Source organism: Gracilimonas sp. (genome assembly GCF_040218225.1).
Classification (GTDB): Bacteria; Bacteroidota; Rhodothermia; order Balneolales; family Balneolaceae; genus Gracilimonas.
This window is the reverse complement of the sequence record NZ_JAVJQO010000006.1, coordinates 213,422-236,916: the sequence shown is the minus strand read 5'-3', so window position 1 is coordinate 236,916 and position 23,495 is coordinate 213,422. Positions and strand designations below refer to the sequence as shown.

The window sequence follows — 23,495 nt, the reverse complement described above, 5'->3', positions numbered from 1 at the left end:
TTACTACTTTTTTTTTGCCAGCCATACAATTCCCCAGATAATGCCCACCAAAGCTAAAGCTATTCCAAATCCACCTAGAAAGGCATATAACAAGTAGGGTAGAATGATGCTAATAACGATACCTGTAATGGCTTTGAGGGGAGAAGCTGCTATGGCTGATGCTCCAAGAAGGGATTTAAAAAGTCGGGCTAATCGTGCTAGCATGGGAGTGTTTTAGTTCAAAGGTTTAGCAGAATACGACCCAAGTCAGGAAAAGATTCAATTTCTGGTGATCAGTTCCTCAGTGTATAGAAAACAGGGTTGTGCTATCAAATCCAGCTGCTTCTGTCAAGCTACGGCATGAATTTCAGTCTCATCGAAATTGTACAGAAGCTCCAGAATCGGATCCATCTCGTCATGTTCCATAAGTTGCATACGAAGATTTTTGCCATTCCGAACCCCTTTCAGGTATTGTCCATAATGTTTCTTCATGATGATAACACCATACCGCTCTCCGTGTTGCTGAACAGAAAGCCGTAATTGTTCCGCACATAATTCAACCCGCTGACGAACAGTTGGTTCAGGAAGTAATTCACCCGTTTCAAGGTAATGGCGGGTTTGTTCAAAAATCCATGGATTGCCAATAGCGCCCCGGCCAATCATTACCCCGTCCACTCCGGTTTCTTCGAACATTTTTTTGGCAAGCTCTGGGGAGGTGACATCACCATTACCAATAATAGGGATTTCCAACCCCGGTGTATTCTTTAACTTTTTTAGCCAGTCCCATCTTGCATCACCTTTATATTTTTGAGACCTGGTTCTGGCGTGAACAGTAAGCGCCTTAACACCAAGTTTTTGAAGCATGAGGGCAACTTCCTGAATTTTGATGGTGTTGTCATCCCATCCCAGACGTGTTTTAACCGTAACCGGGCGATCTGTAACAGCATCTACTACAGTACCAGCCATCCGCTCCATCATGGCGAGGTCTTTGAGGCAACCGGCACCTGCACCTTTTTTTACGATCTTATAAACAGGACATCCAAAATTAATATCAACCAGATCAGGATTCTGATCCACGGCTACTTTTGCCGCCCCTTCCATAGCCTCTTCCCGGCCACCAAAAATCTGAACCCCAAACGGACGTTCCATTTCCTCAAAATCCATCTTTTGCATAGCGATGTCAGAATCCCGGATTATGGCTTCTGAACTGATAAATTCTGTGAACACAATGTCAGCTCCTTTTCGACGGCAAAGCTGCCGGAAGGGGGAGTCTGTAACATCCTCCATAGGAGCAAGAAACAGGGGTTGTTCTGGTAATTCGATGGGACCGATATTCATTACTGATGAATTGTTTTGATCTTAATTTTAAAATTAAAGATACAGTTTTTATCCTGGATTTATAATTCCAATACGTAGTGAGGAGCTGTGTTATATAATGAAATGTTCAAGTAGTATGAGCCAATTCAATTACCTGTTTCGTAAATAAATGAAGAAAGAAAGCTTTCAGAACTCATTAATGAAAAAACTATTTAAAAATCCGATGCTCAATTCTACTACATTTTTCCAATCAATAACTGCATTCGTTGTTACCTGTATTGCTTATATGCTGATGCCAAACCTGGCAGAAGCTCAAATCTATTATGTATCAGATGACACCTTATGGGTACAGCAGAACAGTGGTGCAGAGCCAATATTTATTGCTGAAGGAGGTTCACTTCCTATCAATTCCGTTGCTGTTGATACTTCAGGCGGATATGTATACTGGACTCAGGATAGTGCTTTTGATTCCGAAATATATCGGGCAGATTTAGACAGCTTGAAAAGCGAGGTTTTAACCGAAAGTCCGAATGCACGAGGGATTGCGTTGGATACCGATAATGGGAAAATGTATTGGGCTGATCTCAGAAATGATGGTGCCATCTACAGGGCTAATATGGATGGTAGTGAAACTGAAGAGCTGATTGCAGGGGAATCCAACGGCGTGACAAACGGAATACTGGACATTGACCTTGATGAAGCTAACGGAAAAATGTACTGGGTTAAATCAGGTGCCATAATGAGTGCAAATATAGACGGAGGCGGTGTTTCCACTGTGGTTGAAATGGCGTCCTACATACAGCCGACTGGTATTACATTGGATACGCAATCAGAGTTTGCCTACTGGACAGACTCCAGCAATGATGAAATCAGGAGAGTTCCATTGAGTGGGGGTGATGTGGAATCAATTGCAGATGCTGATAGTCCTGCCGCTATAGATATTGAAGAAACAACGGGTAAAATTTATTGGGTTGAGGACTATCTGTTCTCTGGGCAGGGAGGTGCCATATACCGTTCAAACCTTGATGGTTCAGAAAAAGAGTTGGTGAAAGAAATTTCATTCACAAGGGATGCTTTATTTGTAACGGGATGGAGTATTGTCACTTCAGCTGAAGAAGGTTTCAATGCAGAGATTCCACAAGAAGTAGAGCTTTTCAATAATTACCCAAACCCATTCAATCCTCAAACAGTCATTTCGTATAATCTTCCGGAAGCAATGTCTGTATCTTTGAATGTGTATAATTTTTTAGGACAAAAAGTTCGCAGTTTGATAAGTAGTGAATTTAAACAAGCGGGCAGCCATAAGGTCAGTTTTGAAGCAACCAATTTACCAAGTGGTACTTATTTCTATCAGATTAAAACCAATGCAGGTACAACCACCCAAAGTATGACATTAATTAAATAGGTTAATTCTTAAAAGTTCCCTTTAGCCATTCCCCTCTTTTAGGCTTATATTTTCAGCCCACTTACTCACTCACAAGAAAACTAATTCTAATAAGGGAAAACTTAATATGTCACTAGGAATTAACAGTATCGAAGAACTTCTGGGAGATGAAGCTTCTGATCTACTTAGTCACAAATGTCAGACTATCAGTCAAGACCGCCTGATCAAACCAACCGCAAACTATGTTGACGATGTTTGGTACCATTCGGATCGAAACAACCGGGTTCTGCAAAATCTTCAAAGACTTTTAAACAATGGCCGTTTGGGCGGTACTGGTTTTTTGTCAATTCTGCCTGTAGATCAGGGAATTGAGCACTCCGCAGGTGCCTCATTTGCTAAAAATCCAGATTATTTTGACCCTGAGCGTATTGTAAACTTAGCTATTGAAGCGGGTTGCAATGCAGTAGCTTCCACATTTGGGGCGTTGGCTTCTGTTTCAAGAAAGTATGCACACAAAATCCCGTTTGTGGTTAAAATTAATCACAATGAGCTTTTGACCTACCCAAACAACTACGATCAAATTATGTTTGGAACTATTGATCAGGCTTATGATATGGGCGCTGCAGCGGTTGGAGCAACGATCTACTTTGGTTCCGAAGAATCAAGCCGACAAATTCAGGAAGTAGCCCAGGCTTTTGCCTACGCTCATGAGCTGGGGATGGCAACCATTCTTTGGTGCTACACCCGAAATGAAGCATTTAAAGTAGATGGTGTTGACTATCATTCCTCAGCTGACTTAACAGGTCAGGCAAACCACCTTGGTACTACACTGGGTGCAGATATTATTAAGCAGAAGCAGCCAACAAATAATGGTGGTTATAAAGCACTGAATAGTGGCGACTCCAGCTATGGAAAACTGGATGAGCGTATCTACTCAGAATTATCATCTGACCATCCTATTGACTTGACTCGTTACCAGGTAGCAAATTGCTTCATGGGGCGTGCCGGATTGATTAATTCAGGTGGTGCTTCCGGATCCAACGACTTCGCCGATGCTGTTAAAACAGCCATCATTAACAAACGTGCCGGTGGTATGGGGCTTATTAGTGGACGTAAAGCATTTCAGCGACCACTGAAAGAAGGTGTGAAACTATTGAATATGATTCAGGATGTTTACCTGAACGACGAAATCACACTAGCCTGATAGTGCAAAATAATTACAGCCTTACAGGGTTTACCTGTAAGGCTTTTTTATTGAAGGCCCATCTATATCTAAGTAGCTAATAATTGAGTTCTGAATCCGTAAATATCAGCCAGCCCCAATCCTTGTTTTCAAGGAAATACCTGATTATATCCATAATGTTAAGCCTTGCTACTATGGCGGGGGTTATATATTGGACTTATACTCCCGGGGTATTGGAATATCTATCCAAAAGCCGACTACCAGGATTGATAATCGCTCTCGTTGTCTCATTGCTGAGGGTGTGGTTTTCTGCCGCTAAGATTCGATTCCTGTCAGAAAAAAAGTTAGACTGGTATGCCTCAGTTCGCGTGGTGTTGGCCTGGGATTTTACATCTGCTGTAACACCTTCAACCATTGGTGGTGCGCCTATGGCGACCTATGCTATGACCAAAGAAGGAATAAAGCTGGGCGATTCCGGTGCCATTATTCTGTATGGTGTATTACTTGATCAAATCTGGTTTGCCCTGGCCATACCTATTCTGTTGATATCCGGCATCTTTTATGAAGTAGTGCCTCCGGAAATAGGTTTGGTTGGTGATGTATCAATGGGTTTGCTTTATTTGGGGCTATTGAGCTATGCCGGATTACTAGCTTATGGTGTTTTAGTGAATCCAGCTGCAATTAAAAAAGTAGTTAAGTTTGTTTTCAAGCTGCCTTTTCTCAGAAGAATGAGTGACAAGGTTGAAGAGGAAGCTGAAAACCTGGAAGAATATGCTCAGCAACTGGGTCAGAAGCCCCTTAGTTTTTTGCTGAAAGCTTTTTTCCTGTCAACGATGTCGTGGCTGGCAAGAATAGCTTTACCCACAATTGTAGTTTTAAGTCTGCTGCCTGCGCCGGAGGTTCTGTCGGTGTTGAGAAGTTTAGCTATGAATCTGGCTTTTCTCGTAGTCCCAACTCCCGGCGGTAGTGGTGGCGTGGAAGGACTTTTTGTACTGTTTCAGGGCCCTTTAATTTCCCGTGAAGGTTTTATTGGGCTGGCCGTTTTCTTGTGGAGGATAATAAGCTACTACATAAGTATTGGGCTGGGTATGATGGCCACAACCTGGTATGTGAACCAAAAAGTTGTTGAAATAAAGACACAAGATTAACTCATGGCGAAGGTGAAAACACAATATGAATGCTCCAGCTGTGGATACATTTCGCCTAAGTGGAATGGAAGCTGCCCGTCGTGTGGCGAGTGGAATACCTTTGTAGAAAAAACGGTCAGTAAAAATAAGTCTTCATCAAAACACAAAGCCAAAGTTGAAGGGCTGGAATCCTCTGCGGCTCCTCAGAAATTAGAAGAGGTAGAAACTTCCGAAAAAAGCCGATTCAAAAGTAATATTACAGAGTTGGACCGGGTTTTGGGAGGGGGATTTTTACCGGGATCTTACGTGCTAATTGGAGGAGAACCCGGAGTAGGAAAAAGCACACTCACGCTTCAGATCGCAAAAGCCAATCCTGATTTAACCATTCTATATTGTGCCGGAGAGGAATCGGCTGGACAAATTAAACAGCGGGCAGCCAGGCTTGGAGTAGAATCAGATAAACTGCTGATTTACAACGAAACCCAGGTGGATAATATCATCGCTGAAGCGCAAAAGATGAAGCCCGACTTGTTGATCGTGGATTCCATACAAACAGTGTACCGAACCGAGTTGTCGAGTATGCCGGGGAGCATTCAACAGGTGAAAGAATGTGCGGCTTTGTTCCAGCAGCTGGCCAAGAAGAAAAATATTACCACATTGGTGATTGGACACGTGACTAAAGAAGGCGACATAGCCGGTCCACGGGTTCTGGAACATATGGTCGATACGGTTCTTCAGTTTGAGGGCGATAAACAGTATACCTATCGTTTACTTAGAAGCCTGAAGAACCGTTTCGGAGCAGCACAGGAAGTAGGTGTCTTTGAGATGAAATCGGACGGGCTGATTGAAGTTTCCAATCCATCTGAACTCTTTATTTCTGATAAAACATCCGGAGTAAGTGGAAATGCTGTGGTTTGTACGATGGAAGGAACTCGTCCGCTTTTGATTGAAGTACAAGCACTTGTAACTCCATCGTCATACGGTTCACCCCAACGTACAGCAAACGGTTTTGACCGAAACCGGCTGGCCTTATTACTCGCGGTTTTGGAAAAGAGAGTAGGTAAGAACTTCTCTAATCACGATGTGTATTTGAATATAGCGGGTGGATTCAGACTCAACGATCCTGCCGGAGATTTAGGTGTATGCTGTGCTTTGGTTTCCAGTTTAATGGATGAAGCGGTTTCTCAAAATATGGCGTTTATAGGCGAGGTGGGTTTGGGAGGAGAAATCCGGACGGTGCCTCACCTTGAACAGCGTGAAAAAGAAGCAAAGAAATTGGGATATAAACAGGTTATTCTTCCGGCATCAAAAGAGAAAGAAGGGGTTCGGTACGTACATCAGGCCATAAAAAAAGCCCTCGGTTAAAAACCAGAGGGCTCAAATGAGTTTAACTTCGTTTAGAAGTTGTCGCGCTGGCGACGTCGTTGTTCACGTTTTGCTTTTTTCAAAGCTTCGCGTCGCTCAACAGAAGGCTTCGTATACTGTTGACGATCTTTGTATTCATTAAGAACACGTGATCTTGTTACCAGTTTCTTGAAGCGATTTATTGCGCGGTCAACACTTTCGTTGTCTTTAACTTCGACTCCTAACATGAAGTATCACATCCTTTCGTTTAATTTTTTCCCAGAATTGGGGTTGCAAATATAAGAAAAAAGTCGGTTAATCTAACATTCTATTTTAAATATGTAGCGGGGGCTATACTATGAGTAACACTTCTGAATCAAAAAGACCGAATGTAACTGAAAACAGTGTTTTTAAAGACCTTACTCAGGATGTATTAAGCCTTGAAAGGGGGCTTCCGGTAACGGTATGGCATATGATAAAGTCGCCGGGTGTGGTCATCGATTCGTATTTTACCGACAGGGGCCGTTATATAAACCCATTCAGGTATGCGATCATTGTTTTGGCTATAACGGCTGTGATAGTCGGCTTTTTTGTGGATTATGAAGCTCTATACAGGCATGCACTGGAAGAAGGAGCGGGTGAAGACCTCAATACTTTTATTGCTACTCTTTCGGCACAAGTGCCCGGCTTCGATTGGCAGAAGTACTTTGACAGCTTCTTAGAATTGTCAGTCATGTTTTCTGAAAAATTCTCACAGGTGGGAGCCATTCTTATTTTTGCCCCCATTATGGCTCTTTTCTCATGGATGTTTTTTAAATCCAAAAAAGAAAAGTTTGTCTATCATTATGTGATGATGCTTTACAACCTGACCACTTTCTCGATTTTTTCATCCCTGGTCTCTCCATTAATTGATGAACAAGGTTTTGCTTTATCTTCCTGGTATATGGTATTGACCATCGGTATAATGCTTGGCTTCACATACTATGTGATGAGAAGTTACCTTAGGTTTAACAGGTTTATGGACCACGTTAAAGTAATTTTCACCTTCTTTCTTGGATACTTTGGGTACTCCATATTGACGGCCTTTTTACTCTACGGCGGGGCATTCATATATATGAAGTACTAATTAAGGGTTGATTACATATTTATCAGGAATATCAGATCCCAAAACACCAATTCCGAACAGTGCATAATCATATTTAGCGGGATCTTCAGGGTCGAGAAATTTCAATCTTGCATTCAATTCGAGCACTGATTTCCAGTCGTTTTGTTTTCTGGATAACAAACCTAATTTTCGAGCTTGACGGGCTACGTGTACATCTAATGGAATTTTTAGCTCTGATGGTGCCATAAAATCCATGATGCCCGGATCGACCGGACTGTTCTTGCGAATACACCATCTCAGGTACATATACAGTCGTTTGGCCGAACTGTTTTTCTCGGGATTGGATACATGTTTACGAGTTCGTCCGGGCATTTCGGGATGAAAGGTGAAAAACTTCTCATGGAAAACAGCAATCAACTCTCTCTTCTGGCATTTAGCCTCATCAGAACAGTGTTTCCAAAAACGTTCGAAGGAACCGTACTTTAAAAGAATGGTTTGCAAGATTTTCGTTAGCCAGTGAATGTCAACAGGTTTAAAGGTTCGGTGCTTAAAGCCATCAAATGCTGAAAAATCATCTTCCGAATAATGTTCAATAAATTCAGCAGGTTTGTACTGTATGCGTTGAAGCAGTTCTTCAACTTTTGCATTCACAATATCCCGGCGCCCCCAGGCCATGGTTGCTGCAAAAAAACCGGCAAGTTCCTGATCCCGTTTATCCTCGAAGGCGTGCATGAATTGAACCGGGTCATCATTGATGTAATCCGGTTGTTCAATCTTATTCACAAGCTCATCCAGAAAAGATTTAAGCTCAAGTAATTTATTTCTGGATAGGGTTTTGAAGTTTTTTCTTTTTTTGGGCAAAGTACTACTCTGAATTATTTATAATAAAGTATTGGTTACAAAAGCCGATAAATACAGGGTTCGCAATTTCGAACCCTTCATCTACCAAACAAAAACAAGGCGAATTGATTCAGTTTATAAAAAATTGGTTCTTCGGCATAGTAGATAACTACATGCATTCGCAGTATGGTAGGCGTAAAGAAGCTTTATTCAAAGACCACCCAAATGTTCTTGTGGAAATTGGGGCAGGATATGGGGCTAATTTCAGATACCTGAGAGAGGGCACTAAAGTAAAAGTGATTGAGCCAAATGCAGGATTTAAAAACGTTTTGAATCACCGGGCTGAAAAGTATGGAATCAATCTGGAAATCTATGAATCGGTGGCAGAAGAAATTCCTCTTTCCGATGGTTCTGCTGCAATGGTGATCAGCAGTTTAGTGCTGTGCTCGGTTAAGAATCCGCCAAAGGTTCTGTCTGAGGTAAAAAGAATTCTTCAACCTGAAGGAAAGTTTCTTTATCTGGAGCATGTCAGAGCACATAAACATAGTTGGGTATGTAAAGTTCAGCGAACGGTGAAAAACTCCTGGAAGTGGTTCTTTGATGGATGTAATGTGACAAGGGATACGGGGCGAATCATACTAATGGCAGGATTCAGTGAAATCAAACAGGACGAATTTTCTCATTCAACGCTGTTTATACCCATCATTCCTCATATCGCAGGGGTCGCCATTAAGTAATTAAATTTCCAACTCACCCTGTCCTTTATTCATAAGGCGTTCTGTGAGTACTTTATTGGCTTTTGGAAAAGGATATTGTTCTAATTCAGCATGCTTAACCCAGCGTATTTCCTGGCTTGACTTAGGCTGAGGTTCCCCTGAAACTAATTTACACATCCACGCATGCATGGTAATGGAAAAGTGAGAATAGGTGTGCTTCAGGCTCATCAGTTCTTTGTAGGCTTTTACCTGAACCCCGAGCTCTTCATTCATTTCCCGCTCTACAGTTTGCTGGATTTCTTCCCCGTCTTTTTGTTTTCCGCCCGGGAATTCCCAAAGTCCCCCCAACATAGCATCTTCAGGACGTAAGGCTATCAATAATTTTCCATTTTCGGCCTCAATAATGCCAACTCCAATCGTGTAATGGGGCTTTTTCTTTGCGGGTGATTTATAGGGAATCGAATCCGTTTTGGCCATCTTGAAGGAAACACAACCTGAATGAACCGGGCATTCAGAACAGTTTGGGTTAGATGGTTTACAGACAATAGAACCCACTTCCATCATCGCTTGATTGAAATCGGCCGGATTTTCTTCATCAATCAGCTCGTTAGCAAAGTCCTGAACTTTGTTTTTCGTTTTGGTACTTCGGATGTCATCTTCAATACCAAAGTATCTCGTTAACACGCGAATCACATTTCCATCAACCACAGCATTTGGTTTGTTGAATGCGATACTGGTTACTGCAGCAGCAGTGTAAGGTCCAATTCCTTTCAATTTGATGATTTCGTCGTAGGTGTCAGGAAGCTCGCCATCATATTCATTCACAACAGTTTTAGCTGCGGTATGAAGGTTACGGGCTCTGCTATAATAGCCTAACCCTTCCCAAGCTTTCAGAACTTCCTGCTGGTCAGCATTAGCTAAATCAAAAACAGTAGGAAATAAAGAAATGAAATTCTGGAAGTAGGGAGTTGCCTGTTCAACACGGGTTTGCTGAAGCATTATTTCAGATACCCAAATTTTATAGGGATCGGCTTCACCCCGCCAGGGCATTTGGCGTTTATGATCTTTGTACCACTTTAACAGGGAATGCGAAAAGTCGTTATTGTTCAAAAGAGAAAATAAGTTCTGAAATTACTATTCACCACTACGGGAGATGTTGAGAACGTTTAAAGTTACATCAATGGAAGATGCAGCTCCAAGTCTGTCTGTTGCGATCACTTTAAACGTAGATTCTCCTACCTGTCGTTCAGTTGGGGTCCAGGTAAATTCACCGGTCTTTTCATTAATAGTTGCGCCATCAGGCATATCAACCCCAATATATCTGACTAATGAATTTTGAGGATTTTCGGGGTCGGTTGCATTAAACTGAAGGATATACTTTTCATTTACTGCAATAGAAGTAGAACGGACAGGGCTAAAACGGGGAGGGGCATTAAAAGAACGTACATCTACAACAAAGCGGGTGCTGTCCGATTGACCTTCGGCATTGGTGGCGACAATATTAAACCAAAAATTTCCAACCTGATTTACTGTTGGCTGCCAGAAAAACCCCTGCTTTCGGATCTTAGCGTTTTGTGCATTCGACCGATAAGAAAACTCAACCTGTCCTGCGGGATAATTGCCTTCCATTTCAAAGGCTAAAATAAGTGGATTTGGATAGGTGATAACCTGATTTGGGATACTCTTTATTTTAAAGTCACCAGATGTAACAGGTGAATCATTGGTTCTTTTTTCCTTCAGGATGATTTCAGAAATATTATCATTTTCTGAAATCCAAATTCGGCTAGCGCTGTTGGCCAGATAATTCCCGGCGCTTTGATCATCTTTCCATATTTCAAGAAGACCAGATTCATCAGTGGTCCATACCCGACCTGAAGCTGTTCTTACAAACAACCTTCCATTCCAGCTTGAGATATGATTTACAGACTCATTGGTAACTCCAATTCTTTTCCCCGTTCCCGATGATCTTATCTCAAAGATCTCCCCGTTTACAGTGCTTCCCCAAACCCGTTCCTGATCTATAAAAATTTGTTCGAGGGGCTTTCGCAGAGAAATGTTTTCTGAAATACGAAGGGTACTGTCCTGTTGATTAAAAACAAGTAAGGAAGGAGCATCCGTTAACACAAATAGCTGATTGCTCACGTTGGACGATCGTAAATCTAAAACTTCAGCTCCTTTTATCTGATTCTTAGCTACAGACTCGGGATCAGAATCTACCGACTCCGGCGACTCAAGTGAAATGCGTCCCAGTCCTTCTTCTCCTAACGCTATGTACAAACTGTTCTTCAAGCGAGCCGCAGCTCTGGGTTGAGCCGGTAAAATAGTGGAGGAATAGACTCCCAACACCGAAGTGGGTTCCAGAACCGTAAGTCTTCTGGAGTCACCGAAGAGGTAAGCAAAGCGGATATCTGCCATGATCTTGTTTCCCCTGCGTTGCATACCCGAAGAAGTATAAAGCCATTGCAATGAATCCGGGTAGGCTCTGAAAACAGCCATCCCTTCACTTTCAGACAATATATAAAGATGTGTAGGAGAGGATTCCATTGCTGAAACGTCCGGAATTTCCATCATTCGGGAATAATTCTGGACTAATTTCTCTTGTCCGTGTACCTGAGCATAAGAGATGAAAGTAAATGTGAATATCAGGGTAATCCTTACAATAAATTTCATAATACTATAACCAATTATGCATTTTATACCAGTGGACTGTTCTGGAGATTCCTTCTGCCAGTGAAACTTTGGGATCGTAATCTAATTCTTTTTGAGCTTTTTCTGAGGAGCAAGTCCACTCCAGAATTAACTCATTAGCTTTTTCTTTATTAATAACGGGATATTTCCCAATTAATGATGCTACATTTTCAATTACAGTTGCCGCTTTCTTAACCAACTTAGGTTTAATCTTAATCGGGATGGCTTTTTTACCCATTACTTTAGAAGTAATGGCACGAATCTCATTCCAGGAATGGGTGCCTTCACCGGAGATAAAATAGGTATGTATGCCAGTATCCTTTTTTTGAGCCGCCTGCATAATTCCTATTACTAAGTCACTTACATACACCATTGAAACACGGGGATTGTTCCCATCGCCTACGATAGGGCAGATTCCTTTTGAAAAAGCCTGAAAGAAAGAGTAAATCTGATCTTCACGAGGTCCGTAAACAGCAGGCGGGCGGATGATTTTAATACTGTCATCTTTACCAACGGCTTTCTTGATGCGGGCTTCCATCTCTTTTTTTGACTCACCGTACATACTCACCGGATTCATGGGTTCACCTTCAGTTTTTGGGGATCCTTTACTAGGACCTGCTGCCGCCAATGAAGATAAAATCACCATATTCCTGACGCCCTTTTTCTGGGCTAGTCGCACTAAGTTTTCGGTGGCATCTACATTCGCATGAGTAAACTCTTTTTTTGTGGGAGCTTTTACGATAGCGGCAATGTGAAATACTACATCCGCACCTTCAAGTCCTTTCGATAAAGCGTTAAGGTTTTGAAGATCTCCGGAGATCTTTTTGAAGTTTAGCCCAGCCAGCCATTTCTCGTCACTTCTTACCAGGCATCGAACCTCGTCATAGTCTTCAGATTTGATTAAAGCTTCAACCAGGTGACTTCCAATAAAACCTGTTCCTCCGGTTACAAAGGCTTTCATTTATTTCCTTATATTTGGCGAATTGTTTAGGATAAAAAAAGAGTTTTCAGCGAAAATCATCGCCGAGTAATTAAGATACAAATCTACCTTCTGCTTTTAAATTTTTATGAAAGAATTAAGAGTCGCCCTTTTTACAGGCAACTATAATCACATCAAAGACGGTGTTTCGCTTACGTTGAATCGGTTGGTGAAATATTTAGAAGATCAGGGAATACCAGTTTTGGTATTTGGTCCAACAGTAAAAGAGCCGGCGCTCGAACATAATGGGCGCTTGGTTTCAGTTCCCTCCATTAGGATGCCTGTTTCTGGGCGTGGAGAGTATAGAGTACCAATAGGGATTTCAGCCAGGTCAATTAAGGAACTGGAAGACTTCAATCCAACTCTTGTTCATATTGCAACGCCAGACCTGGCCGGATATAAGGCATTGTTGTGGGCACAAAAAAATAATGTTCAGGTAGTTGGTTCCTATCACACACATTTTACAAGCTACTTCAAGTATTATGGTCTCACGCCTATTGAGTTTATTGCCTGGCGGTATTTGAGCTGGTTTTACAATTCCTGTTCTCATGTGTATGTGCCGTCACAGTCAATGATTGACGAATTGGAAACTCATGGCTTTAATGAAGGCATGAAAATTTGGGCAAGAGGAGTAAATACAAAATTGTTTTCACCTGAAAAAAGAGACCTGGAATGGAGGAGAGGTGCTGGATTTGAAGACGATGATATTATTGTGACCTTTGTATCCCGGCTTGTTTGGGAAAAAGAGTTGGATACCTTTCGGCATAGTGTGCAGCAAGTAGCATCTAAAAATTCAAAAGTTAAGGCGCTGGTTGTAGGTGATGGACCTGCTAAAGCAGAATTACAGAGATTAATGCCTGAAGCACATTATACCGGATTTCTGGAAGGGGAAAGCCTGGCAAGAGCTTATGCTAGCAGTGATGTATTCCTTTTTCCATCTCATACCGAAACTTTTGGAAATGTTACTCTGGAAGCCATGAGTAGTGGGTTGCCTTGTCTGGTTGCTGATGCTACAGGAAGTAAATCCCTGGTTGAACACGGAGTGAATGGAGGACTAGCTGAACCCGAGAACAAAGTAGATTTTGCCAAAAAATTAGCCATTATCGTCTCTGATTCAAATCTTCGTAACAAAATGAAGAAAGCCTCCCGTGACAAGGCAGTACAATATGAGTGGGATGAGATTAATGGTGAGCTGGTGCAGAATTACAAAGAAGCGTTAGAACTTCCGGTGCCACAAACCTATCTATAAAAAATTTTAGTTCATGAAAATCATTGACGTCGCCGAATTTTATACAGATCAGGGAGGTGGGGTAAAAACCTACATCAACCAAAAATTGCAGGCTGGGAAAAAACATGGCCATGAAATTGTAATCGTTGCTCCTGGTGAGGATTGGGGAGAAGAAGAACGCTATGGAGGAAGGGTGATTTGGGTTAAAGGCCCGCGCCTACCGGTAGACTGGCGCTATTATATTTTGTGGCGCGAAAAAGCCGTTCATGAAATTTTGGATCGTGAAAATCCTGATGTGGTTGAGGGTTCCTCCCCCTGGACGGGTGGATGGTTTGCTGGCAGATGGAAAGGAGAGGCTGTTAAGACCTTCATTTTTCATCAGGATCCGGTTGCTGCTTACCCTCATACTATATTTGGAAATATGCTCGGCTTTGATCGGGTTGACAAGCTGTTTGGTTTCTATTGGAAGTACCTCCAGCGGCTCAGCAATAATTTTGATGCGACCATTGTAAGTGGCGAATGGTTGGGCGAACGCATTGATAATTATGGAGTGCATAACCCAATCCCAGTCCCATTTGGAATAGATAAAGATTTCTTTTCTCCTGGCAGAAGAGATACAGAGCTCCGGAAAAAACTATTAGCAGATTTTGGGTTGCCTGAATCAGCTAAATTGATGATTGCCATAAGTCGTCATCACCCCGAAAAAAGACTGGGCTCTCTAATCGATGGCTTTCATGCAGCCGCGGAAGAAAAGCCAATGGCACTGATTGTTTTCGGCGACGGACCCATACGAAAGTATGTGGATTTTAAAGCGAACAAAACTCCGCATGTTAAGCTGATGGGTTTTACGGAAAACCGCGATGAACTGGCAAATATCCTCGCTTCATGCGATTATTTTGTTCATGGCTCATCAGCAGAAACGTATGGCATTGTAGTGGCCGAGGCAGTTTGCAGTGGCTTGCCTGTGGTTGTTCCCAAAAGGGGAGGGGCTGGTGATATTGCCAATCCTGATATTGCCGAAACCTTTAAAGCCGGAAACTCGGAATCCTTAAAAGGTGCCCTGCTTGATATTACCTCAAGAGACAGAGAGGAGATGGTTGAAGCATGCAAAACGGCTGCTCAAGAAGAAATAGGAACAATGGATGATCATTTCAAACTTCTTTTTAATAAATACGAGCAGTTAGTAGAACAAAAAAAACAGCTTTATAAACGCTGAAAGCAGAATTTTTGAATTCTGTGAATTTTGATGTTAATTACACTTTTAGAATTCAGTAGCAGACCGATATATTTCTTATCTTCAGCACGAAATTTGAACTTATTTTACAGCGATCAGTTCGTAATAACGAGTTAGCGAAAATTTGATAGAAATTTAATACTGGCTATATTTCGCTGTTTATTTAGAATCTTTGTTAAGGAATTACCGAATGGCCGATAAAAAATCCAGCGCCACAAAATCAGACATTTTTTCCAAGGCTTTTAATTTTACAAAAGCGGATGAAGTCAAAGAGATGGGGCTGTATCCGTACTTTAAACCTCTCGAAGCCACCGATGGTACCATAGTTGAAATTGAAGGCAAAAAAGTAATTATGGCTGGGTCTAATAATTACTTAGGCCTCACCAACGATCAGCGTACTATTAAAGCTGCACAAGATGCGCTTAAAAAATATGGAACCGGTTGTACAGGTTCCCGCTACTTAAATGGTACGCTCGACAGTCACCTCGAGCTGGAGGATAAATTAGCCAAGTTTATGGGTAAGGAAGGGTGTGTGCTTTTCAGTACCGGCTATCAAACCAATGAAGGCTCTATACAGACTATAGCTGATCGTAACGATATTATTTTTTCGGATAAGGATAATCACGCTTGTATTGTTGTTGGTACCCTTGTTTCGAATGCAAAAACTATGCGTTATCAACATAACGATATGGATCAGCTTCGAAAGCTTCTGGAACGGGCCGACCCTGATGCCGGAAAAATCATTGTAACAGATGGGGTTTTCTCCATGTCAGGAACACTGGCTAAAGTACCTGAACTGGTAAAACTAGCCAAAGAATTTAATGCCCGCCTATATCTTGATGATGCTCACGCTATTGGAGTTGTTGGTGAAGGTGGAAGGGGATCAGCCTCTGTATTTGGCCTGACCGATGAAGTCGATTTAATCAGCGGAACGTTCTCAAAATCATTCGCCTCTTTAGGAGGGTTTTTGGTAGGTGATCGTCCTGTAATTGAATACATTCGCCATAAATCACCGGCGCATATCTTTAGTGCATCCATGCCGCCGGCCAATGTTGCTACCGTACTTAAAGTTCTGGAAATTCTTCAGGAGGAACCCTGGAGGTTAGTACGCCTTGAGGAAATAGCCAATTATATGCGCAAAGAACTGCGCGCATTAGGATTTAATGTATGGAGTAGTCAAAGTCCAATTATCCCTGTTGTAATTGGGGAAATGATGAGCTGTTTCAAATTCTGGAAAGATCTGTTTGAGGAAGGCGTTTATACAAATGCTGTTGTTCCTCCGGCTGTGCCACAAGGGCAATCTCTATTGAGAACCAGTTATATGGCCAGTCATACAGATGAACATCTTGACCAAATTTTGGAAGCTTTCCGTAAAGTTGGTTTAAAGCATGGCGTGATCGACAGAAATGGTCATTCAGCAATTGAATAATATAATAATCTGATCCAGGCTGTATGAATAGTTCAGGGGTAACCTTCGTTTCAACCAAAGAGGAAAAGAAACGATTTACCAATTTCATTTATCCATTTTATGAAGGCGAAGAACATTGGGTGCCGCCACTCAGAATGGATCAGAAAAAACTGATTGATACCAACAAGAATCCTTTCTTCAATAATGCTGAAATAGCTTTATTCATAGCCGAGAAAGACGGCAAAGACGTCGGGCGAATAGCTGCTATTATAGATCATCGCTTTAATAAATTTCATGGTACAAAAACCGGCCATTTCGGTTTTTTCGAAAGTATAAATGATCAGCATACCACGAATTTACTATTCCGTGTAGCTGAAGACTGGCTTCGCGATAAGGGAATGAATAAAGTAGTGGGACCGGCCAGTCCCAGTATGATGGACACTATTGGTGTTTTGATTGACGGTTTTGATAAAGATCCATATATCATGATGCCATACAACTTTTCTTATTATGATGAGCTGATCAGGAACGCCGGATTCAGTAAAGAAATGGATATGTATGCCTATATCGTGGATACTGAAACGGTAGCTGTAGATCGCATGAACCGGGCGATGGAAATAGTTAAGAAGCGACTTCCTGATTTGAATATCCGTCCGGTAAATTTGAAAAAGATGGATTCCGAGATTAAAATTGTCCGGGAAATCTTTAATAAGGCCTGGAAAGATAATTGGGGCTTCATCCCGCTAACCGAAGAAGAATTCCAGGCAGCGGGTAAAGACCTTAAAATGATTGTAGATACGGATTATGCTCATATCGCGGAGATAAAAGGTGAACCGGTAGCTTTTTCCATTGGACTTCCCAATATCAATGAAATTCTCAAGGGGATGAATGGAAAACTCTTTCCATTTGGATTTATCAAGCTCCTTTGGGGTAAAAGCCGGGTAAAAGGACTCCGGACAGCATTAATGGGCGTACTACCGGAATGGCAGGGCAAAGGAATCGATGCCCTTCTCCATCAGCGTTCTATCCAAAATGGACTGGAAACCGAAGGTAAAACCGTTTCCGAACTCAGCTGGATTCTGGAATCAAACCCTGAAATGATTCGCGTAGCTGAACGCATCGGGGGTTCTTTGGATAAGACCTACCGAATGTACTCGAAAGAGCTTTAACCGCTCAGCCATTATTTCTTAAGGCATCCCTTCTTTTTAACATCCGATTCACAACATCTACATAGTTTTTCCTTATCTTCTTAAGGCTATCAAGTAAAATTTTGTTTGCCCCGAACGCTCAGCGTTTTTGAATCATTTTGGGGCGTGTAATTCTCAACATTTAAAGAAGAAAGCAGAAGAATGAGTGAATATCGTATCGAGAAAGATTCCATGGGTGAAGTTAAAGTTCCGAAAGATGCCTTGTATGGAGCTCAAACCCAGCGTGCACACGACAATTTTCCGGTAAGCGGAATCAAATTCAGCCGTGAGTTTATTGAGGCGCTGGGTTTTGTGAAGAAGTCGGCCGCAGCGGTGAATGCTGAACTGGGACTTCTGGATGAAGGAGTTTCTGAAGCTATTCAAGCTGCTTCGCAAGAAGTAATTGACGGACTGCACGACAAAGAATTCGTTATCGATATTTTTCAAACGGGTTCGGGTACTTCCACGAATATGAATGCAAACGAAGTACTTGCTCACCGGGCCAATGAGCTGAAGAAAAACCTGGATGTAAATATCCACCCAAACGATCATATCAACTATGGACAAAGCTCCAATGATGTAATACCAACGACTATTCGGGTAGCTGCAGTTAAGGCTGTAAACAATGATTTGATCCCGGCGCTGAAACATCTGCACAAGGCTTTCATTGAAAAGGGAAAAGAATATGCCGACGTAGTTAAAACCGGACGAACTCACCTCATGGACGCCATGCCGGTCACCATTGAGCAGGAATTCAGTGGCTATGCCCGCCAGGTTGAATTGGGAATCAAGCGGGTTGAATCGGCCCTGGAGAGAGTAAGCGAACTACCTCAGGGCGGAACTGCAGTTGGAACCGGAATTAATACACACAAAGATTTCGGGAAGAAATTCGCAGCTAAAATTTCTGAACTCACCGGCGAAACATTCACTGAAGCTGAAAATCATTTTGAAGCACAGGCTACCGTGGATGCGCCCGTTGAGCTAAGTGGACAGCTTAAAACTATTGCAGTTAGCTTGATGAAAATCGGGAATGACCTTCGCTGGATGAATTCTGGTCCAAACAGTGGAATTGGTGAAGTTGAGCTAGCCGCTCTACAACCAGGCTCTTCAATTATGCCTGGAAAAGTGAATCCGGTGATCGAAGAATCACTTACTATGGTTTGCGCACAGGTAATTGGTAATGATGCCACAGTGACTATTGGCGGGCAGGCTGGAAATTTTGAACTTAACGTGATGCTGCCCGTAGTGGCACACAACCTGCTTCAGTCAATCGACATTCTGGCGAATGCAGCACGTAACCTGGCCGACCGATCCGTCTCCAAACTTACGGTAAGAAAAGAGAATATTGCATCTATGGTTGAGAAAAATCCGATCCTGGTTACAGCTTTAAATCCAATTATTGGGTATGATAAGGCAGCCAAGATTGCCAAAAAGGCTTTTGCAGAAGGACGAGCTCTAAAAGAAGTGGCCAAAGAAATGACTGATCTTTCGGATGAAGAACTTGATAAGGCATTAGATCCAATAAAAATGACTAAAGGAGGTTTCACTGAGTAGGTAAATTTTGATATAAACCCTTCAAGGGTTTTTAAGGATTCCAGCCATAGCTTTAAAACAAATTAACCCTTGAAGGGTTAGCTTTTGAAGAATATGGTTAAGCTCAAAATTCATCATAATTTAACAGAAAAAGAACGATAAAGACGATAGAGACTGTTTCATAAAAAAGCGCTTTTCCGTATTATATCGCCCCTTTTGGAAGGGCGCTTTCCTAAATATTCAGAACTAAAATCAAATAATGGCTCAAGTAAAAGAAAAGACGACAAAAAGTAAGTTTACCGCTGCTCAGAAAAAGGAAATCCTTGCAGATTTCAAACTGGGTTGGGTAAGCCGGCATATGTCGCTGATCGGTAGAAAAGAAGTACTCACCGGAAAAGCCAAGTTCGGGATATTTGGAGATGGAAAGGAAGTGCCGCAGATTGCAATGGCCAAAGTTTTTAAGAATGGTGATTTCCGATCCGGTTATTATCGAGACCAAACTTTTATGATGGCAATAGGGGAAGTAACTCCCCAACAGCTTTTTGCACAGCTTTATGCCCACGCTGATGTAGAAGCCGATCCAAATTCAGCCGGAAGACAGATGAATTCCCACTTTGCAACTCGCTTGGTGGATAATGAGGGCAACTGGATTGATCAAACCAAATCCAAAAACACGGCTTCAGATATTTCGCCAACAGCCGGACAAATGGCACGTCTCTTAGGACTGGCTCAAGCCTCTAAGGTATACCGTAACGAGAAAGCGCTGAAAGGCAAGGAATGGAAGAAGTTTTCCAATAAAGGAAATGAAGTAGCTTTCGGTACCATCGGTGATGCAAGTACTTCTGAGGGAGTATTCTGGGAAACCATCAACGCAGGCGGTGTTTTGCAAGTGCCCATTATCATGTCGGTTTGGGATGATGGCTTTGGTATTTCTGTGGCTAAGAAATACCAAACTACCAAAGAGAATATTTCTGAGGTACTCAAAGGATTCCAGAGAACCAAGGATGAAGATGGGTATGAAATTCTGAGGGTAAAAGCCTGGGATTATGAGGCACTCATCGAGACTTACCAAAAAGCGGAAAAGATTGCGCGTGAAGAGCACGTGCCGGTTTTAATTCATGTACAGGAAGTAACACAACCACAGGGACATTCCACTTCCGGTTCACATGAGCGCTATAAATCAGAAGAAAGACTGAAGTGGGAAGAAGAGTATTGTTGCCTTGAACGACTTCGCCAATGGATTTTAGAGAATGATATTGCTACGGCTGATAAACTGGATAAGCTGGAAGAAGAGGCACAGGATGAAATCAATGAAGCCAAGAAAGCAGCCTGGAAAGCGTTCATGGACCCCATAAAAAAAGAGAAATCCACTGTTATTGATCTGATCAATAAACTGAAAGACGAAAGTGGTGTTGAGAAACTGGGTGACTTTGCTAAAAAACTTAAGAATTACCCGAATGCAATGCGCAAAGATATTTTGTCAGCGGCTCGAAAGTCGTTGGCGGTAACAGCGGGTAAAAAGGGCTCTGCACGCCAGGAACTGGCTGATTGGGTCAGCGATTATAGGGCAGAAAATAAAGAGCGCTATAATTCTCATTTATATAGCCAGACTCCATATTCACCATTGAACATAGAAGAGGTGAAGCCGGAATATCCTAAAGATCCGGAACGTGTGGATGGCCGGTTGGTTATTCGCGAAAACTTTGATGCTATTTTTGAGAAATATCCGAATACACTGGTTTTTGGAGAAGACTCTGGGAAACTTGGTGACGTGAATAAAGGACTGGAAGGAATGCAGGATAAATACGGCGAGATTCGCGTGAGCGACACCGGAATCCGTGAAGCTACGATTTTAGGACAGGGAATTGGGATGTCGATTCGCGGACTTCGGCCCATTGCTGAGATTCAGTACCTGGATTATCTTTTGTATTGTTTTCAGGGAATTTCGGATGATCTTGCTACACTCCGATATCGAACTAAAGGAGGGCAGGCTGCGCCATTAATTGTAAGAACTCGTGGCCACCGACTCGAAGGAATCTGGCACTCAGGTTCCCCAATGGGAATGATAACCAGCGGAGCCCGGGGTGTGCATTTGTGTGTTCCGAGAAATCTGACGGAAGCAGCCGGATTCTACAATACATTACTGCAGGGAGATGATCCTGCGATTATTGTTGAACCTCTGAATGGATACCGCCTCAAAGAAGATATGCCTTCCAATTTAGGTGAATTCACGACGCCGCTTGGCAAACCTGAGATAATCAACGAAGGAAACGATATTACGGTAGTTTCATATGGATCGACCTTCAATATTGTGGAAAGCATTATACCGCAACTTGAGGATGCCGGAATTTCCATCGAGCTGATTGATGTGAGAACGCTTATGCCTTTTGATCTGGATCATGTAATTGGAAAATCACTCAGTAAGACCAATCGTCTCTTAATTGTGGATGAAGACGTTCCGGGCGGAGCTTCGGCGTACATATTGCATAAGGTACTCGAAGAGCAGGGTGGATATTTTGATCTGGATTCAGAACCAAAATGCCTGACAGCTCATGACCACCGTCCGGCCTACGCTTCTGATGGAGATTACTTCAGCAAGCCCAACGCCGAGGATATCTTCGAAGCAATTTACGAAATGATGCGAAAGGCAGATACGGAGCGCTTTCCGGCTATTTATTAAAGTAGCTGTCAATTATTTGTAGTCTTCTCGCGGCGAATGCTCGAGATCTGGTTTTTATTCTAAGAAAATGCACTTGAAGACAAGCAGATTCCTGCCTTCGCAGGAATGACATTGAATTATTAATTTGTCACAACTTTTCAGCTAAAGCCTGCTAGCTAATAGTTGTTATATAAGCCCCCGCGCTTTTAGCTCAAGATACTTATTAATGGCATTTACCGAAAGCTCTTTGGGTGGAGTGAGGATGGTTTGAATGCCACGTTGATTTAAAGCCTTCACAATCTGCTTTTTCTCGAAGGCGAATTTCTCTGCAATAGTTTTGGTGTAAATCTGGCCAATTGTTTTCGACTCTTCATGGAGCAGTTTGGTCATTTCAGTATTTTCAAAAAAGATGGTGACCAGCAAATGATCTTTGGCAATGCGCTGAAGATAAGGAAGTTGCCGCTCCATGGATGAAAAAGTCTCAAAATTGGTATAAAGCAATACCAGGCTTCGTTGATTTACATGCTTTCGAAGAGACACTACCAGTCGCTCGTAGTCTGATTCCAGAAAATTGGTGTTGAGGTTGTACAAAGCTTCCTGAATGCGCTGGATGTGCGTACGCTTTTTCTCCGGTTTAACCACCACAGAATCATTATTAGAGAAAGTAACCAACCCTGCTTTATCATCCTTGATAAGTGCAATGTTTGAAATCACCAGGCTTGTGTTGATGGCGTAGTCGAGGAGATGAAGTCCGTCAAAAGGCATTTTCATCACCCGACCCATGTCAATTACATTTATAACATTTTGGGATCGCTCATCCTGGTACTGGTTTACCATCAGGTCGTTGGCACGCGCGGTAGCTTTCCAGTTGATAGAACGGACATCATCGCCCCGCACATATTCCTTGATTTGGTCGAATTCCATGGTATGGCCCACTCTGCGTATCTTCTTGATGCCAATGTCCGTCAGCCGGTTTGAAATGGCGTACATCTCAAATTTACGCATCTGAATGAAAGAGGGGTATACCGGAACCGTTTGTTTTGCAGCGATGCTGAATTTCCTCATCACAAATCCAATTCCTGTATTCAGGAATATATTCATGTCACCAAAATCATATTCGCCGCGTTCGGTCGGGCGCAGTTCATAAGTGAATTCTTTTTTTAGTTCCGGCTCTAGAGAGGCTGCAATATTAAAGTCCCGGATTTGAAACTGATGCGGGATTTCATCAATTATCTCTGCCTGTACTGAAAAGTTAAATTTATTGGTTAATTGTAACCGGATTGTGTTCTCATCTCCATTGGAGAGCCGCTGGGTTACAATTCGTCTTCCGGAAACCGGCACTTTCCTGCTAAATAAAAGAACAAGGTCGACACCAAATATCACTGCAAAACCGAAGAACAGCACTTCAGCAAAAGCCCCAATAGCTGGCACAAAATATCCCACCAGGAAGGCCAGAGCTACTCCTGCCAGTACCTGGAAAAACAGGTTGCTGAGATGCAGTTGTTTTAAAATGGTCAGTGGGTTCATTGTGAGTTATTATTTTTCTTCAAGCGCAAAATTTTAGGTAAAGAGTCTTCCTCTCAG

Annotated in this window: 20 protein-coding genes; 12 read left to right on the top strand and 8 right to left on the bottom strand. The window is 42.4% G+C overall.

Going from position 1 to position 23,495, the window contains the following annotated elements; genetic code table 11:
- Positions 1-3: 3 nt before the first annotated feature.
- Positions 4-204: a hypothetical protein gene (locus tag RIB15_RS08200; protein ID WP_350201661.1), complete on the bottom strand. Its 201-nt coding sequence runs from the start codon at positions 202-204 to the stop codon at positions 4-6.
- 123 nt (positions 205-327) lie between these two features.
- Positions 328-1,317, bottom strand: a complete 990-nt coding sequence (gene dusB / locus RIB15_RS08195) for a tRNA dihydrouridine synthase DusB (protein WP_350201660.1) — start codon at positions 1,315-1,317, stop codon at positions 328-330.
- Between the two features lie 178 nt (positions 1,318-1,495).
- Between dusB and RIB15_RS08190 the strand changes: the two genes are divergently transcribed.
- The 4 genes from RIB15_RS08190 (at position 1,496) to radA (ending at position 6,355) form a co-directional block, all read left to right on the top strand.
- The gene (locus RIB15_RS08190) at positions 1,496-2,701 is read left to right on the top strand and encodes a T9SS type A sorting domain-containing protein (RefSeq protein WP_350201659.1); all 1,206 of its coding nucleotides are present in this window, start codon (positions 1,496-1,498) and stop codon (positions 2,699-2,701) included.
- Positions 2,702-2,807: 106 nt separating this feature from the next.
- Entirely contained in the window at positions 2,808-3,884 is a 1,077-nt protein-coding gene (locus tag RIB15_RS08185) for a class I fructose-bisphosphate aldolase (RefSeq protein ID WP_350201658.1), read from the top strand.
- A 155-nt stretch (positions 3,885-4,039) separates the two neighbouring features.
- A complete protein-coding gene (locus tag RIB15_RS08180; RefSeq protein ID WP_350202051.1) occupies positions 4,040-5,011 on the top strand; it encodes a lysylphosphatidylglycerol synthase transmembrane domain-containing protein in 972 nt (323 codons plus the stop codon).
- 3 nt (positions 5,012-5,014) lie between these two features.
- Positions 5,015-6,355, top strand: a complete 1,341-nt coding sequence (radA, locus tag RIB15_RS08175) for a DNA repair protein RadA (RefSeq protein WP_350201657.1) — start codon at positions 5,015-5,017, stop codon at positions 6,353-6,355.
- A gap of 32 nt (positions 6,356-6,387) precedes the next feature.
- Here the strand turns inward: radA and rpsU are convergent, their stop codons facing one another.
- Positions 6,388-6,582, bottom strand: a complete 195-nt coding sequence (gene rpsU, locus RIB15_RS08170; RefSeq protein ID WP_255135103.1) for a 30S ribosomal protein S21 — start codon at positions 6,580-6,582, stop codon at positions 6,388-6,390.
- 110 nt (positions 6,583-6,692) lie between these two features.
- Between rpsU and RIB15_RS08165 the strand changes: the two genes are divergently transcribed.
- Positions 6,693-7,460, top strand: a complete 768-nt coding sequence (locus tag RIB15_RS08165; protein ID WP_350201656.1) for a hypothetical protein — start codon at positions 6,693-6,695, stop codon at positions 7,458-7,460.
- Here RIB15_RS08165 and RIB15_RS08160 read toward each other — a convergent pair whose 3' ends face one another.
- The gene (locus RIB15_RS08160) at positions 7,461-8,300 is read right to left on the bottom strand and encodes a TIGR02757 family protein (protein ID WP_350201655.1); all 840 of its coding nucleotides are present in this window, start codon (positions 8,298-8,300) and stop codon (positions 7,461-7,463) included. It lies immediately after the preceding gene.
- Between the two features lie 152 nt (positions 8,301-8,452).
- On the opposite strand from RIB15_RS08160, the gene RIB15_RS08155 reads away from it, so the two are divergent.
- Positions 8,453-9,016 carry a class I SAM-dependent methyltransferase gene (locus tag RIB15_RS08155; RefSeq protein ID WP_350201654.1) on the top strand — a complete coding sequence of 188 codons (564 nt, stop codon included), beginning with the start codon at positions 8,453-8,455 and terminating at the stop codon, positions 9,014-9,016.
- Here the strand turns inward: RIB15_RS08155 and mutY are convergent, their stop codons facing one another.
- The 3 genes from mutY to RIB15_RS08140 are packed head-to-tail and all read right to left on the bottom strand — an operon-like array spanning position 9,017 to position 12,644.
- Positions 9,017-10,105: an A/G-specific adenine glycosylase gene (mutY, locus tag RIB15_RS08150; RefSeq protein ID WP_350201653.1), complete on the bottom strand. Its 1,089-nt coding sequence runs from the start codon at positions 10,103-10,105 to the stop codon at positions 9,017-9,019.
- A 24-nt stretch (positions 10,106-10,129) separates the two neighbouring features.
- The gene (locus RIB15_RS08145) at positions 10,130-11,665 is read right to left on the bottom strand and encodes an Ig domain-containing protein (RefSeq protein WP_350201652.1); all 1,536 of its coding nucleotides are present in this window, start codon (positions 11,663-11,665) and stop codon (positions 10,130-10,132) included.
- Positions 11,666-11,669: 4 nt separating this feature from the next.
- Positions 11,670-12,644, bottom strand: coding sequence for an NAD-dependent epimerase/dehydratase family protein (locus tag RIB15_RS08140; RefSeq protein ID WP_350201651.1), 975 nt, complete (start codon positions 12,642-12,644; stop codon positions 11,670-11,672).
- A 106-nt stretch (positions 12,645-12,750) separates the two neighbouring features.
- Between RIB15_RS08140 and RIB15_RS08135 the strand changes: the two genes are divergently transcribed.
- The 6 genes from RIB15_RS08135 to RIB15_RS08110 all read left to right on the top strand — a co-directional run bounded on the left by RIB15_RS08135 (position 12,751) and on the right by RIB15_RS08110 (position 21,932).
- Positions 12,751-13,911, top strand: a complete 1,161-nt coding sequence (locus RIB15_RS08135; RefSeq protein ID WP_350201650.1) for a glycosyltransferase family 4 protein — start codon at positions 12,751-12,753, stop codon at positions 13,909-13,911.
- Between the two features lie 13 nt (positions 13,912-13,924).
- On the top strand, positions 13,925-15,106 hold the full coding sequence (locus RIB15_RS08130; protein WP_350201649.1) for a glycosyltransferase: 1,182 nt from the start codon (positions 13,925-13,927) through the stop codon (positions 15,104-15,106).
- Positions 15,107-15,314: 208 nt separating this feature from the next.
- Positions 15,315-16,553 (top strand): aminotransferase class I/II-fold pyridoxal phosphate-dependent enzyme, encoded by a 1,239-nt coding sequence (locus RIB15_RS08125; protein WP_350201648.1) that lies wholly within the window; start codon positions 15,315-15,317, stop codon positions 16,551-16,553.
- 23 nt (positions 16,554-16,576) lie between these two features.
- Positions 16,577-17,701, top strand: a complete 1,125-nt coding sequence (locus RIB15_RS08120) for a GNAT family N-acetyltransferase (RefSeq protein ID WP_350201647.1) — start codon at positions 16,577-16,579, stop codon at positions 17,699-17,701.
- 180 nt (positions 17,702-17,881) lie between these two features.
- A complete protein-coding gene (locus RIB15_RS08115; protein WP_350201646.1) occupies positions 17,882-19,273 on the top strand; it encodes a class II fumarate hydratase in 1,392 nt (463 codons plus the stop codon).
- A 238-nt stretch (positions 19,274-19,511) separates the two neighbouring features.
- Positions 19,512-21,932: an alpha-ketoacid dehydrogenase subunit alpha/beta gene (locus tag RIB15_RS08110; protein ID WP_350201645.1), complete on the top strand. Its 2,421-nt coding sequence runs from the start codon at positions 19,512-19,514 to the stop codon at positions 21,930-21,932.
- A gap of 165 nt (positions 21,933-22,097) precedes the next feature.
- Here RIB15_RS08110 and RIB15_RS08105 read toward each other — a convergent pair whose 3' ends face one another.
- Positions 22,098-23,438, bottom strand: coding sequence for a DUF58 domain-containing protein (locus tag RIB15_RS08105; RefSeq protein ID WP_350201644.1), 1,341 nt, complete (start codon positions 23,436-23,438; stop codon positions 22,098-22,100).
- Positions 23,439-23,495 lie beyond the last annotated feature (57 nt).

Bases quoted from the DNA above. Each gene is read 5' to 3' on its own strand.
- RIB15_RS08200 (WP_350201661.1), bottom strand. From the start codon at position 204: ATGCTAGCACGATTAGCCCGACTTTTTAAATCCCTTCTTGGAGCATCA.
- dusB (WP_350201660.1), bottom strand. From the start codon at position 1,317: ATGAATATCGGTCCCATCGAATTACCAGAACAACCCCTGTTTCTTGCT.
- RIB15_RS08190 (WP_350201659.1), top strand. From the start codon at position 1,496: ATGAAAAAACTATTTAAAAATCCGATGCTCAATTCTACTACATTTTTC.
- RIB15_RS08185 (WP_350201658.1), top strand. From the start codon at position 2,808: ATGTCACTAGGAATTAACAGTATCGAAGAACTTCTGGGAGATGAAGCT.
- RIB15_RS08180 (WP_350202051.1), top strand. From the start codon at position 4,040: ATGTTAAGCCTTGCTACTATGGCGGGGGTTATATATTGGACTTATACT.
- radA (WP_350201657.1), top strand. From the start codon at position 5,015: ATGGCGAAGGTGAAAACACAATATGAATGCTCCAGCTGTGGATACATT.
- rpsU (WP_255135103.1), bottom strand. From the start codon at position 6,582: ATGTTAGGAGTCGAAGTTAAAGACAACGAAAGTGTTGACCGCGCAATA.
- RIB15_RS08165 (WP_350201656.1), top strand. From the start codon at position 6,693: ATGAGTAACACTTCTGAATCAAAAAGACCGAATGTAACTGAAAACAGT.
- RIB15_RS08155 (WP_350201654.1), top strand. From the start codon at position 8,453: ATGCATTCGCAGTATGGTAGGCGTAAAGAAGCTTTATTCAAAGACCAC.
- RIB15_RS08145 (WP_350201652.1), bottom strand. From the start codon at position 11,665: ATGAAATTTATTGTAAGGATTACCCTGATATTCACATTTACTTTCATC.
- RIB15_RS08140 (WP_350201651.1), bottom strand. From the start codon at position 12,644: ATGAAAGCCTTTGTAACCGGAGGAACAGGTTTTATTGGAAGTCACCTG.
- RIB15_RS08135 (WP_350201650.1), top strand. From the start codon at position 12,751: ATGAAAGAATTAAGAGTCGCCCTTTTTACAGGCAACTATAATCACATC.
- RIB15_RS08130 (WP_350201649.1), top strand. From the start codon at position 13,925: ATGAAAATCATTGACGTCGCCGAATTTTATACAGATCAGGGAGGTGGG.
- RIB15_RS08125 (WP_350201648.1), top strand. From the start codon at position 15,315: ATGGCCGATAAAAAATCCAGCGCCACAAAATCAGACATTTTTTCCAAG.
- RIB15_RS08120 (WP_350201647.1), top strand. From the start codon at position 16,577: ATGAATAGTTCAGGGGTAACCTTCGTTTCAACCAAAGAGGAAAAGAAA.
- RIB15_RS08115 (WP_350201646.1), top strand. From the start codon at position 17,882: ATGAGTGAATATCGTATCGAGAAAGATTCCATGGGTGAAGTTAAAGTT.
- RIB15_RS08110 (WP_350201645.1), top strand. From the start codon at position 19,512: ATGGCTCAAGTAAAAGAAAAGACGACAAAAAGTAAGTTTACCGCTGCT.
- RIB15_RS08105 (WP_350201644.1), bottom strand. From the start codon at position 23,438: ATGAACCCACTGACCATTTTAAAACAACTGCATCTCAGCAACCTGTTT.